The 13,031-nt window shown below is 58.5% G+C and carries 10 protein-coding genes; 6 read left to right on the top strand and 4 right to left on the bottom strand.

Features of this window, described 5'->3' with window-relative positions:
* Positions 1-9: 9 nt before the first annotated feature.
* Positions 10-1,266, bottom strand: a complete 1,257-nt coding sequence (locus ACR0NA_RS19995; RefSeq protein ID WP_480732048.1) for a glycosyltransferase family 4 protein — start codon at positions 1,264-1,266, stop codon at positions 10-12.
* Complete coding sequence (locus ACR0NA_RS19990; protein ID WP_480732046.1) at positions 1,253-2,515, bottom strand: nucleotide sugar dehydrogenase; 1,263 nt, start codon at positions 2,513-2,515, stop codon at positions 1,253-1,255. Before ACR0NA_RS19990 ends, ACR0NA_RS19995 begins: the two co-directional genes overlap by 14 nt.
* Positions 2,516-2,848: 333 nt before the next feature.
* On the opposite strand from ACR0NA_RS19990, the gene ACR0NA_RS19985 reads away from it, so the two are divergent.
* Positions 2,849-4,399 (top strand): oligosaccharide flippase family protein, encoded by a 1,551-nt coding sequence (locus tag ACR0NA_RS19985; RefSeq protein WP_170656584.1) that lies wholly within the window; start codon positions 2,849-2,851, stop codon positions 4,397-4,399.
* Between the two features lie 2 nt (positions 4,400-4,401).
* On the opposite strand, the gene ACR0NA_RS19980 is transcribed toward ACR0NA_RS19985, so the two are convergent.
* Entirely contained in the window at positions 4,402-5,568 is a 1,167-nt protein-coding gene (locus ACR0NA_RS19980) for a DegT/DnrJ/EryC1/StrS family aminotransferase (protein ID WP_480732043.1), read from the bottom strand.
* Between the two features lie 199 nt (positions 5,569-5,767).
* On the opposite strand from ACR0NA_RS19980, the gene ACR0NA_RS19975 reads away from it, so the two are divergent.
* Positions 5,768-7,021 carry a PepSY-associated TM helix domain-containing protein gene (locus ACR0NA_RS19975; protein WP_480732041.1) on the top strand — a complete coding sequence of 418 codons (1,254 nt, stop codon included), beginning with the start codon at positions 5,768-5,770 and terminating at the stop codon, positions 7,019-7,021.
* Between the two features lie 55 nt (positions 7,022-7,076).
* On the opposite strand, the gene ACR0NA_RS19970 is transcribed toward ACR0NA_RS19975, so the two are convergent.
* A complete protein-coding gene (locus tag ACR0NA_RS19970; protein WP_480732039.1) occupies positions 7,077-8,510 on the bottom strand; it encodes a lipopolysaccharide biosynthesis protein in 1,434 nt (477 codons plus the stop codon).
* 278 nt (positions 8,511-8,788) lie between these two features.
* Here ACR0NA_RS19970 and ACR0NA_RS19965 point away from each other — a divergent pair, with 278 nt between their 5' ends.
* The 4 genes from ACR0NA_RS19965 to ACR0NA_RS19950 all read left to right on the top strand — a co-directional run bounded on the left by ACR0NA_RS19965 (position 8,789) and on the right by ACR0NA_RS19950 (position 13,016).
* Positions 8,789-9,715, top strand: coding sequence for a glycosyltransferase family 2 protein (locus ACR0NA_RS19965; protein ID WP_170656592.1), 927 nt, complete (start codon positions 8,789-8,791; stop codon positions 9,713-9,715).
* A gap of 45 nt (positions 9,716-9,760) precedes the next feature.
* On the top strand, positions 9,761-11,203 hold the full coding sequence (locus ACR0NA_RS19960) for a protoporphyrinogen/coproporphyrinogen oxidase (RefSeq protein ID WP_480732036.1): 1,443 nt from the start codon (positions 9,761-9,763) through the stop codon (positions 11,201-11,203).
* Between the two features lie 3 nt (positions 11,204-11,206).
* Complete coding sequence (locus ACR0NA_RS19955) at positions 11,207-11,950, top strand: polysaccharide deacetylase family protein (RefSeq protein WP_480732034.1); 744 nt, start codon at positions 11,207-11,209, stop codon at positions 11,948-11,950.
* Positions 11,951-12,044: 94 nt separating this feature from the next.
* Positions 12,045-13,016 carry an NAD-dependent epimerase/dehydratase family protein gene (locus ACR0NA_RS19950; protein WP_480732032.1) on the top strand — a complete coding sequence of 324 codons (972 nt, stop codon included), beginning with the start codon at positions 12,045-12,047 and terminating at the stop codon, positions 13,014-13,016.
* The last annotated feature ends 15 nt before the right edge of the window (positions 13,017-13,031 follow it).

Raw genomic sequence — 13,031 nt, 5'->3', positions numbered from 1 at the left:
GTCAGGGTTTTACCCCTTCCAGATCCGCTTATATGCCGCGATCAGGGCAGGCACCTGGTGGGGCCAGGCCATCTCGGACTCGACACGGGCGCGGCCATAGCGGCCCATTTCGGCACGTTGCCCCTCATCCGCCAAAAGTTTGGCGATCTTGTCGGCCATATCCACCGGATCGTTGGCCTTTGCATAAAGCGAGGCTTCCTGCGCTGAGAACCGGCCCTCTGTCACGTCGAACTGCACGATGGGCTTTTCGAACGCCATGTATTCGAGGATCTTGTTCATGGTGGACTTGTCGTTCATCTCGTTCACCCGGTCCGGGTTCACGCAGACATCTGCGGTCGACAGGATCTCGAACAGATCATGATCCGGCGCGCGACCGGTGAAGGTGACGAAATCCGAAAGCCCCATTTCTTCGGATTGCTGTTGCAGCTTGTCCAGACTGGGGCCGCCGCCCACAAGGCAGAATTGGATATCCTCGCGTCCCTGGGCCTGCACCAGATGCGCCACGGATTCCAGCAGCAGGTCGATGCCTTCCTGATCGCCCATCACGCCGACATAGCCCACCAAATACTTGCGACCGTTGCGCCAATCGGGGTTCGGGGGCAGATGCTGCAGGCGGCTGAGGTCCGGACCCGAGCGGACGACAAAGACATCCTCGGGCGCCATGCCGCCGCGTTCGATGGCGATCTTGCGATAGCTTTCATTGGTGGCAATCGACACCCGGGCCGAGGCGAAGGTCAACCGCTCGAACGTCTTCATCAGCTTCCAGAAGAAGCCGCGCTTGTCGAACTTGGCCTCATAAAGCTCGGGGTTGATGTCGTGGTGGTCAAACAGGTAACGCACGCCGAACAACTTGAAGGGCAGCGCCACCAGAAAGATCAGATCGGGCGGGTTGCAGCCATGGATGACGTGAAAACCGCGCGTCATCTTGATCCGCAACGCCAGCCAGCTTTCCCAGAACAGCGCCGCGCCATATTCCAACAGATATCCCAGCGCGCCACTGGCATCCAGCGGCAGAGGATGGCGATAGACCTTGATGCCTTCATCCTCCCACACGCGTTCCTCATGGCCCTTGCCGGTGGGGCAGATGACCGAGACCAGCGCGCCGGCGGCGGCCAGCGTCCGCGCCTCCATCCAGACACGGCGGTCGAAGGGTACGGGCAGGTTTTCGACCACGATCAGAACCTTCAGCCCTTTCAGGGGCTGGCTCTGGCGCAACTCATCAAACGTGATCGGCTGAACGGCGGGCGGTGGGCTAGTCATATTCATAGGTTCGCACCACCTCTGTATTACCGAGGTTCAACTCGTTCACGATACGGTTTGATCCGATCACCAAATCCCAGGGTCCGGCCTCGGCCGTAGCACGATCCACCAGCAGGCTGCCCATCGTCGGCAAATGGGTAAAGGCATAGCCCAAATTCTGCCCCCGCAGGTCGGCTGGCCGGACTGCCGGATCATAGACCGACAACGCATACCCGCCTTCCAACAACCGCCGGGCGATATCAACATTCGGGCTTTCGCGCAGATCATCGGTTCCGGCCTTGAAGGCCAGCCCCGCCATCAGCACCCTGCCTCCTTCGGGCAGCCGGGCCATGATGTCCTGCGCCTGATAGGTTTTGTGCGCCTGATTGGTGTGCAACAGGCTGTCGATCAGATGCGTATGTGCCCCAACCTCGCCCGCGATATGCTGCAGCGCGCGCACATCCTTGGGCAGGCACGATCCCCCAAAAGCCCCCCCCGGGCGCGTGTAATAGGGCGAGATGTTGAGCTTGGTATCGGAAACGAAAATCTCGTGCATGGTTTTGGCCGACACCCCCATCTGGTGACAGATACGGCCGATCTCATTGGCAAAGGCCACCTTTACCGCGTGCCAGGTATTATCCACGAACTTAGTAATCTCGGCCTCTTCGTAGGCCGTATAAAAGACCGGAGCATCCAGACCTTCGTGCAGGGCATCCATCACGTCGGACCGGTTGCCGTCCCTGGTCCCCACCACGATCTTGGGCGGGTTGAAGAAATCATCAACTGCCGACACTTCGCGCAGGAATTCCGGGTTATACACGATCTCCACCGCGTGTGTGGCCCTGTCCCCCAGATAACTGTTGAAAATCGGTTCGACCAATTGACGGACGGTGCCGGGCCGGAAGGTCGACCGGTATGCCACCGTCAGCGGCCGCGCCCGGCCGGGCGACACGGTTTCGGCAATTTGGCGGGTCACCTCGGCTACGAAACTCATGTTATGCGACCCGTCAGTGGAACTGGGCGTGCCCACACAGACAATGGCCAGGTCAACATCAGAAAGGTCAGGGATTTCGACCACAGCCCGGATCAGACCTTTGGCAAGCGCCGCCGTCAGCAGTTCGTCCACCTTTGGTTCCTTGATCGGCGGATGGCCGGAATTGATCTCGGCGACCTTGTCGGCATTCACATCGATGCCGATCACCTCATGTCCTTCACGGGCCAGACAACAGGCCGCCGTGAACCCCACATACCCCAATCCGAAAATCGCGATTTTCATACTCTCACACCGTCTTAAATACTGGCTACCACAGCCCGATTGTTTCCGAATTGAATACAGGACAGCACATACTTGATATCCTTACGCGTTTAGAGGTCAATTCTGTCCTGGATTGGACATCTTTCTTGAAATGTCGCGCTGCCTTCTGACACTGAGTGAAAAACATGCAATCTTGTCACAAAATGAATGTTGCTCTTTGGACTGACTACCAGCGACTTACCTTTATTGCCACAATGGCAAATCTTTAAGTGCGGGAAACTTTTTTTCAGGAGTAATCAGGAAACACTAGAGCGCTAATTTGTAGTTTGTTGCGAATGTGGAAAGTTTGAAAATTTGAAACGCTCTGTTGAATCTGGGCCGGACACTCATTCCGGCACACCCGACCGCGGCACCGCCCTCACCAAGGGGGCCGCGACCCTGTTCGCCTCAGGTGTCTTCAGTCAGATTCTGGGTCTTGTAACACTTGCCGTGACCGCGCGCCTGCTGACGCCGACGGATTTTGGCGTCATCGCCTATTTCATAATCGTTGCCGCGTTTCTGGAAATTATCCAGCGCGCTGTATCGATGATCCTGATCCGCCAGCCCAACATAACCGACGACCATCTGAACACGGTGTTCACCATGCAACTGCTGCTTGGAGTTTCCGCAGCGGTTCTGATCTGGGCCAGCGGCCCGTTGATGGAGTTCTTCGGCCTGGCAGAGCTGACCTCGCTCATTCCGGCGCTGTGCGTCATCGCCATTGTGAGCTCCGTCAAAAGCACACGTTTCCCCCTGCTGGAACGGAATCTGCGCTTTGGTTTCGTAGCGGGCGAAGAAACGATCAGCAGGATGGCATATACACTTCTGGCGGTTGGCCTTGCCTGGCTCTGGCGCGATTTCTGGGCCATCGTCGTGGCCAGCATCATCACCCAGGTGATCCGGGTGATCTGGAGCTTTTCCGTTGCCCCCATGCGGCCCAGGCTGACACTGAAATGCTGGCATGACTGCATCAATGTATCGTCATGGTCACTGGGCGTTCAGATCACGCAATTCCTGATCAATAACATGCCCCAGATCATCATCGGGGGTACGCTGGGTCTTGCGGATGCGGGTATTTTCAGAATTGGCTATCGCATCGTAACCCTGTTCACCAGCCAGATCATCGGGCCATTGGAACGGGTGATCTATCCCGGCCTTGCCAGCGCCGCCAGGACCATGGGCACCGACCGGCAGGCTTTTGAACAGGCCAATGCCATTCTGCTGGGCATCATCGTCCCGGCCAGTGTCGGCATGGCCCTGGTTGCAAACCACCTGATCGTTGTCGTTGCCGGTTTCGAATGGCTGGCAGCATCGCAAGTCATCTGGGTACTGGCCCCACTGAAAGCCATGGAAACGCTGCAGGCCAATGTCCGTTCCGCAAGCTATGTGCAGGGCGATACAAAACGCCTGTTCCTGCGCAACAGCATCCTTCTGGTTGTCACGATCCTGTTCATGCTTCTGGGGTCGAACCATGGCTTCCTGGGCGCGATCCTCGGCTCTGGCGCCGGCAGCCTGTTTGGGATTGGGCTGGCGCTTGTCATGGCCAGAGATTTTGGAACCGGAGGATTTCTGACGCCTATCCTGGTGGCCTGGCGCACCTTTGTGTCCACCTTTGTCATGCTGGCCGCAGTCCTGTTTGTCAGCAGCGCCTACGGCAGTGTCGACGCCGTGGGCTGGGCTTATGAAACGGTGGATGATCTGCCCCTGTTGCGTATCAGATTCTCGGTCAAGGTGCTGGTCGGCGTTTGCGCCTATGTCGGAACGCACCTTCTGCTCTGGCGCCTTTCCGGGAAGCCGAAAGGCTTTGAGAGCCTGGCACTGGAGCTTGCATCCAAAATCAGATCCAAAGCTGCGAAAGCGCTCTGATCTCAGGCCGAAAGCTCTTGGTTCAGTGCGGATACGATATAGTCGATATGCGCATCGGACAGATGTTGGTGCAGCGGCAGAGACAGGACATCGTTCTTGAGCGCCATTGCCTCGTCCTGACCTGTCCAGTCGAGATTGCGATTGAATCCTGCCCACCAGGGTGTTGCATCGATCCCCTTCTTTTGCAGCCCTTGCACAACCCGGTCGCGTCCGGCCACCAGAACCGGCACGTTCAACGGGCAGGTCGTGGGCGCAAGCTCCGGTACAAGCATGCGCGCACCGGCCACACCATCAAGAATATCCCGATAGCGCCGCCAGTTTGCCTGCCTTGATGCAATGGTTTCGGAAACGGAAAATGCCCGCAACGGACGGGCCGCGAACGCGCTCATCCCGGCATCGCGCAGGGCCGGGTCAAAATAGTAATGCCCCGGGATATCCTCCAGCGGATCATCTGAGGAAGGCGGTTCAACCGCCACCTGATCTCTGCCGCGCAGCGCCTGCAGCACCCCCCTTGCACGTTTTGGCCCCAGCACGTTCGCCAACCCGGCGCGCGCCAGCGCTTTGGCAACCGTCTTGCGCGGGGCGGGCTGCGAAAACGGATGGGTGGTGTTTAAATCCGGCGCATTGATCACCAGTGCTCCGCCCCCCAACACCGGCACGAATTTGTAGAAACAGAACACCGCGACATCACCCGTATGACCTTCGGCCGGGGTGGCGCCACTCAGAAGGCTGAGAGCGCAGTCCTCGATCAGCCGTAACCCGTACCGGTCGCACAGCGTACGCAACTCTGCCAGCAAAGGCTGGATCACACCAAAATAATGCGTCACATAAATCGCCCGTGTCCGCTCTGTTATTAGCGGCGCGATCCGGTCGGGATTGGCAATCAGGTCTTCAGCAACCGGATAAAGCCGGACCGAAACACCCGCATCGATCAACGGATCAAGCTCCGATCCGCAGTTATAGGCCGGAGCAAGGACCTCGTCTCCGGATTGCAGTTCCAGCAAATCGCATGCTGCCCGGATCGCCACACGGGTATTATAGCTCCAGGAGACGGATCGCCCTCTGAACAGCGCGGTATACCCACCGGCAGCATCCCGGCGGAACAGATTGGAGAACTGCATCTGCGGATCACCGCAATAAAGCGCGTTTTGACGTGTATCGGCGGTCATGCCTGCTCTTCTGTTTCAGTGGCTCCAGCGAATCCGGCTTTCGCCTCAATGCCTGCGATCAATAAATCCGCCATCATGATAGGGGTGCAAAAGAGCATATTGTAATCTCAACCGTGCAAAAAAGCATTTCAGTCGCATTGCCTATCAGGCGTCAATCTCATTTAGTGTTCAGGAAGCTCATTAGCTACCAGTCATTCATATGAACCGAAAAATCCGCAACCGGCTATTCACATTTCACACATGGCTTGGCCTGCACCTGTCAATCTTTTTTGCCTTCATGTTTCTGACAGGCACATTGCTCGTTTTTGGCAATGAGCTGGAATCGATTGCCCGACCGGCGGTTTGGACCACCATCTCTCAAAAGGAACGTACCGCCAGCTTTGGCATGATCTATGACAGTATCAAAAAGGCGCATCCCGACAGCACAATCCTTGCCATTGAAAAGCGCCCTGCCCCCTGGTTCGTGGATCGGACCTACAGCCGCACGGAGCGGGGAAAAAATGTAAGCTATTGGACGGACCCCAAAACCGGGGATGTTGTTCAAGAGACCGCCGATACAAATTTCCGCAACATTCTGCGCGATCTCCACGATACGTTTCTGACAACGAAACGACCCGTCTATCTCCTGATTTGCGCCTCATCCGTCCTGCTTCTGTTTCAGGCCGTAAGCGGCCTCATCACTTACCGGCGCTTCTGGAAAGGCCTCTTTCGCTGGCCAAACCGCTCAGGTGGTCTCAGACCCTGGGCCGGTGGTACTCACCGGCTTTTGGCGGTCTGGGCAGTACCACTGCTGGTCATAACTGCGATAACCAGTTTCTATTTCCTGCTGTTTGACCTGGGGTTTGATGGCACGACACCCAAACCCCTCCCCCCCGCAGACCGCGAAACCGCTCTGCCGGGAGACTTCAATTCAGCGATCATTGATGCCGCCGAAGAAAAGGCCCGTGCCGCACTTCCGGATTTCAAGCCGGCGGTCCTGATCATTCCCGGCCATAAATACGGCAGTCTCAATTTTGTCGGCCATCAGGCCGGGTTTTCGGAATTCAGTGGCGCGAGCACAGTATCCATTGATCCTGCAACCCTCGAAATTCTTGGGGCCTTCACGCCGGATGACTCTGGTGGAATGGCGCGCTGGCTGCACTTGATGGAAGTGCTGCATTTCGGCACCTGGGGCGGGACATTTTCAAAAGTGATTTGGTTTCTTCTGGGTCTCACGGCCTTTGGCGTCGCCTGCAGCGGTGCACTGATATTTGCCGCCAAGCTGACCCCGAATGCCACAAATTTTGGCCCGGTCAGGCGCATCTGGCGTGGGATGGGGCTGCTTCGATGGGCATATCTGGTGTTGTTGCTGGGCATCCTGATCGTTGCCTATATGCGCTTCAGCCCCGCATCTTATGCAAATGTGGAACCCGGGCCGCCTGATGCCTTCAGCCAGGACATACAGGCCACCTAGTGAATTCCGGCAACACGAAGAGCACAAATTCCACCAGCCCGGTAATCCGATCCGTTCATGTCTGCCCGGCCAGCACTTTGAGCAGGGTAAACCTGCTTCGCATGAGCAAAAACGCAAGCGCGGTGTAAATCGCCACCCCGGCCAGCGTCCCGGCAATCAGCAACGTGATTTGCGGCCAACCGTTCAGGACCCGCACACATCCCAGAACGCCCACCACCATGATCCCTGCCGTTGCCAGCGGTAAGGCGTGAAGCGAGACGAGGCTTAGAACCGGTTGCCCCGAGATGGCAGCCAGATTGGCGAATTTGAACGGCCATACGATGAGAAACGCCGCCACAAAACCGGCTGTCACAACCGTCAGCCCATACGGCGCGGCAAGGGTGATCGCCGCAGCAGCCAGCGCCACCTCGATCCAGGAAAGCAATGCCAGCCGCCCGGCCTGTCCTGCGGCCAGGCAAAAGGTCTGCTGCACCTTCTCGACGCACAGATACATACCAAAGACCGACATCAGACTCAGGACTGGGGCCGCCGGAGCCCATTTCTGACCGAAAAGCAGCACCAGCGCCGGTTCCGACAGAACCGCAAGCCCGGCAAAGGCCGGGAAAGCCACGAACCCGGTCAGGCGCATGACATCAAAAAGCAGCTCCACTGCCTGACCCCCACCCCGTGCCACCGCCCCAAAGGCGGGCTGTGCAACGGTACGCAAAGGTGTGATCATGAGGAACGAAGCAATCTCGACCACTCGCCATGCGATCGAATAGTACCCGGCCTGCACCGGCCCCAGCATCGCGCCGATAACCACTGCGGGCGATTGTACCGCAGCCAGTTCAGCGGCGCGCAATCCGATGATCCGGTGACTGAAATGCAAAATGTCGCGCATATGCTCCCGCGACACACGAAGGGCTGGCCGCCAGGACACTGCGCCCCAGGCCATTATGATATTCGTGGCAGTCATCGCCAGCCGCTGACCGACCAGGCTCCAGACACCGTAACCCGCCAGTGCCATGCCAATTCCGACGACCCCGCCAATGGCCGCCCCCAGTGCTGCGCGCAGCGCCAGAACACGAAACCGCATCTCACGCCGCAGGATCGCCACCGGCACGGCCGTCAGCGAAATCATCAGCACTGTCGGCGACAAACCGATCAGCAGCTGACCTGCGAGTTCTTCTTCGTAAAACACCGAAACCGGCCCTGCACCCAGATACAGCAGTACGGTCAGAACGGCCCCCAGCAGCGCCAGCAGCCAGAACACCGAATTCAACCGCTCGGACGACAACTCCTCATGAGTCAGCAATATCTCGGAGATGGATTCACGCACCAGAAATTCGGAAAACAACACAAAGGCGGCCGCCATCGCCAACAGGCCAAAAGCTTCGACCCCCAGAAGCCGGGCGAGAATGGCGAAAATGATGAAATTGAACGCCTGCTCGACCCAGATCCCGGCAGACATCCAGGCAACCCCGCTGGTGAAATTCTGCCGCCCTGACATCGGCCCTCTTCCTATAACCTTTTCCATCCGCATCCGGCTGCTTGCCGGGTGACAACGGTCTCAAAATGTCCGCATCCGCTGTATGCAGTGTGAACAAGTACAAAACTTGACGTCGAAACGGTCGAATTTGGTCAAATTTATTGACTATGTTCAGTCTGTGCGTGTTCGAATACTATACAAGTACAGGGAATTACCCCCGTAGCGGTCCTTATGTCACACATGTCATGCGGGTGGGCACGGGACAGGATATATTGAGTGAATAAAGGGTTTCTATTTTCATGAACAAAGTCGCAGAGCGGATCGACGCGGGCAGTGCCGCGACCGATGAGCCAACTATGGCGAATACAACAGGCATGAGCCTGAGCGTGGTCATCCCCGCCTATAACGAGGAAAACGCCGTCCGCCATACTGTCGAAGATGTGCGCAGCCATCTCGAGCCGCTGGGTATTCCCTATGAGATCATCGTGGTGGACGATGCCAGTCAGGACAACACCCGCGCCGAGGCCGAAGCCAGCGGCGCCACCGTCACATTCAACGATGTCAATTCCGGATATGGCGCCAGCCTCAAGCGCGGCGTGCGGATGGCCCAGTATGAATATGTGGCGATCCTTGATGCCGACAGCACCTATCCCGCGCGGTACCTGCCGGGCATGCTGGCCATGTGCCGCGATCAGGATATGGTGGTGGGCGACCGGGGCGCCGCGATGAAGAACGTGCCGCTGTTGCGGAAACCGGCCAAGAAATTCCTGTTCGCCTTTGCTTCGTTCCTGGCCGAGCGCAAGATCAACGACCTCAATTCCGGCCTGCGCGTCTTTCGCAAATCCGAGCTGATCCCGTTCCTGCCGCTGCTGCCGCAGAACTTTTCCTTCACCACCACGATCACGCTGTGCATGACCTCGAACGGCAAGCGGATGATCTATACGCCGATCGAATACGGCAAGCGGGTGGGAAAATCGAAAATCCGGCCGATCGACTTTCTGAACTTCATCATCCTGATCCTGCGCATCAGTACTTTGTTCAATCCGCTCCGGGTCTTTATCCCGCTGGGGCTGGCGTTTTTCGCTCTGGGCTTTTTCAAGACAGTTTATGACCTGACACAGTGGAACCTCAGTGAAACCGCTGTTTTCTCGTTCCTTGCGGCGATCATGATCTGGTCGCTGGGACTGATCGCCGACATGATCTCGCGTCTGCATCTCAGACCCTGACCGGACATGACACATACATTCCGAGCCAGCAAAGGAACTGCGCACGTGACGGACGTTTCCCAATCCGATGGCAGCGGCGGCAAGCCTGACATTATCATTCTGGGCGCCGGTCCCGCCGGACTGGCCGCCGCCCATGCCCTTGCCGGTCAGGCCAAGGTGACCGTGATCGAACGCGCCCCCATTGCAGGCGGCAATTCGGCCTCATTCCCGGTTGAAGGCGTGATCTGCGACTATGGCTCGCACCGGTTTCATCCGGCAGCAGAACCCGAGGTTCTGGCCGATGTGAAAGCCCTGCTGGGTGACGATCTGCTGCTGCGTCCGCGCCATGGGCGCATCCGGCTGGGTGGCAAGTGGATTCACTTCCCGCTGAAACTGACCGATGCGCTGATGCGCCTGCCCAAACCCTTTGCCGCGTCGCTGATCGGGGACATGGTGCTGAAACCTTTCCGCAAGAAAAATCAGGGGGCAGAGACATTCTCGACCGTGCTTTATGACGGGCTGGGACCGACGATTTCGGACAATTTCTATTTCCCCTACGTGCGCAAGCTTTGGGGGCTGGACCCGGACAAGCTGGCGGTCAAGCTGGCCGAACGGCGGGTCGGCAGCGGATCGGTCGGCAAGATCCTGATGAAGATGCTGCGCCTGTTGCCGGGGTTGCGTAGTGAAACCGCCGGGCGGTTTTTCTATCCGCGCAAAGGGTTCGGGCAAATCTCGGACGCGATGCAGGAGAGTGCGCGCGCATCCGGTGTTGAGTTCCTGTTCAACACCGAGATCACCGGGATCGACCGGAACGGCGACCGCATCACCGGCCTGACGATCCGTGAAGGCGAAGACGAACGGCAACTGACCGGCGACCTGATCCTGTCGACCATTCCACTGACCGGGCTGACACGCCTGATCGACGCGCCCCCGCCCGAGGTGGTCGAGGCCGCCCGTGCCATTCGCTTCCGGGGCATGATCCTGCTGTATCTGGTTCTTGAGACCGACCAGTTCACCGAGTTCGACGCACACTATTTCCCGGAGCTGTCGATCCCGATCAGCCGGATGTCGGAACCCAAGAACTATAACGCCAGTGGCGAGCCAAAGGGTGTCACCGTGCTGTGCGCCGAATTGCCCTGCGATCCGGATGAAAAGTGGTGGTCCATGTCCGACGAGGAACTGGGGCAGGAGTTCACCAAATGGCTGGGCCAGCTGGGTCTGCCGGTTACTGTGCCGGTGCGCCGCTGCGAAACCCGGCGGCTGAGCCACGCCTACCCGGTTTACGATGTGGGTTACGAGGCGCGGTTCGATACGGTGGATCAGTGGCTCTCAGATCTGGACGGATTGCTCGTATTTGGACGACAGGGCCTGTTCGCCCATGACAATACCCATCACGCCTTTGCCATGGCCTATGGGGCCGCAGATTGCATTGATGACAAGGGCCGGGTCGACCGTGCGAAATGGAACAATTATCGCGAGGTCTTCGCCACCCATGTGGTGGAAGACTGACCCATGCCCGACTGGCAGGCCGATATCCTGATGTATCACTCGATCTCGGATGCGCCGGGGCCGACCTCGATCGCGCCTGACATCTTTGCCGCACAAATGCAGGCACTGGCCGCTTCCGGCCTGCCGGTGGTGACGCCGGACGCTCTGGCCAATCCGCCCGACCACCGCGTGGTCATCATCAGTTTCGATGACGGGTTTGCCGATTTCGCCGATACCGCCTGGCCCATCCTGCGTGATCACGGGTTCTGCCCGATCGTCTATCTGCCCTCGGGCCTGATGGGTGGTGCGGACAGCTGGGCCGGAGGCAATACCCCGCCCCGCCCCCTGATGGACTGGGACAGAGTCGCAGCACTGGCCGGTGAAGGGGTCTGTTTTGGCGCGCACAGTATCAGCCATTCCGATCTTTCCACGCTGGACCCGGAAACGCTGGAGGAGGAAGTGACCGGATCGGGGCAGGACATTGCCGCGCGGCTTGGCCAACCGATCCGACATTTCGCGCCCCCATACGGTGCGTCGAACAACAGCGTGCTCAGACAGATCGCGCAGCATTACGACACCTCAGTCGGCACAAGGCTGGGTGTGGCCGGACCGGGGGATGACATCCATGATCTGCCCCGGCTTGAGATGTTCTATTTCACTGACATCGCCCGCTGGCGGGCACATCTTGCCGGGCGGGGCGGCCCATATCTTACGGCCCGCAAAATAATGCGGAACGTCCGTGCAATGGTGCGGGGAAAATCATGGTGAGCAAGTTCTTTTCTGCCCGTAGCTATGGCCGGACACATGGGCAGACGCGTAAAATCCGGCAAATTGGTTCTCAAAAAGTGACTGGTACAAACACATGCATATTCTGGTTACCGGCGGCGCCGGGTTCATCGGCTCTCATCTGACGGAACGGCTGATCCGCGAAGGCCATCGGGTCACGATCCTCGATGATCTTTCGACCGGGCTCATGTCCAATCTTGCCACTGTGGCGGATCATCCGGAGTTCACCTTTGTCAAAGGCAGCATTCTTGACCGGGAACTGGTCGCCGAGTTGGTGCGCCCCGCCGATGTCGTCTTTCATCTGGCCGCAGCCGTTGGCGTCAAGCTGATCATGGACGAACCCAGCCGATCCATCCTGACCAATGTGGCAGGAACCGAAAACGTGCTGGATGCTGCGCTGGTGAACAACACGCACACCTTCATCGCCTCAAGCTCTGAGGTCTATGGCAAGAGCACGAATTTCCCGTTTCAGGAAGAAGGCGACCTGACCATTGGCGCCACGCGCAATCTGCGCTGGTCCTATGCCTGCGCCAAGACACTGGACGAGTTTCTGGCGCTGGCGCATGCGCGGGAATCCGGCCTGCCGGTCACGGTTCTGCGGTTCTTCAACACCACAGGCCCCCGACAGACGGGGCGCTATGGCATGGTGCTGCCAAACTTTGTGAAGGCCGCGCTGGAGGGCGCCCCACTGATGGTTCATGGCACCGGAGAACAGTCGCGCTGTTTCGGCCATGTGGCCGATGTGGTCGAAGCCATGTGCCGACTGATGATCCTGCCGGACGCGCGCGGCGACGTCTTCAATGTCGGAACGGATCAGGAGGTCACGATCCGCGCCCTGGCGGAACAGGTCATCCGGACGACCGGCTCTGCCTCGGAAATCCAATGTGTTCCCTATGACACGGTTTATCCCGAAGGGTTCGAGGATATGCAGCGCCGCCTGCCCGATGTCTCGAAACTGGAGCGTGTCACCGGGTTCCGCCCGATGCGTTCGCTGCAGCAGATCATTGATGACATTGTCGTCGAAATGAAACGTCCGGTCTCCGCATGAACGGACAGACGCCGA

The sequence above is a fragment of the Ruegeria sp. C11 genome (assembly GCF_056537725.1).
This window is presented reverse-complemented; position numbering and strand designations above follow the sequence as displayed.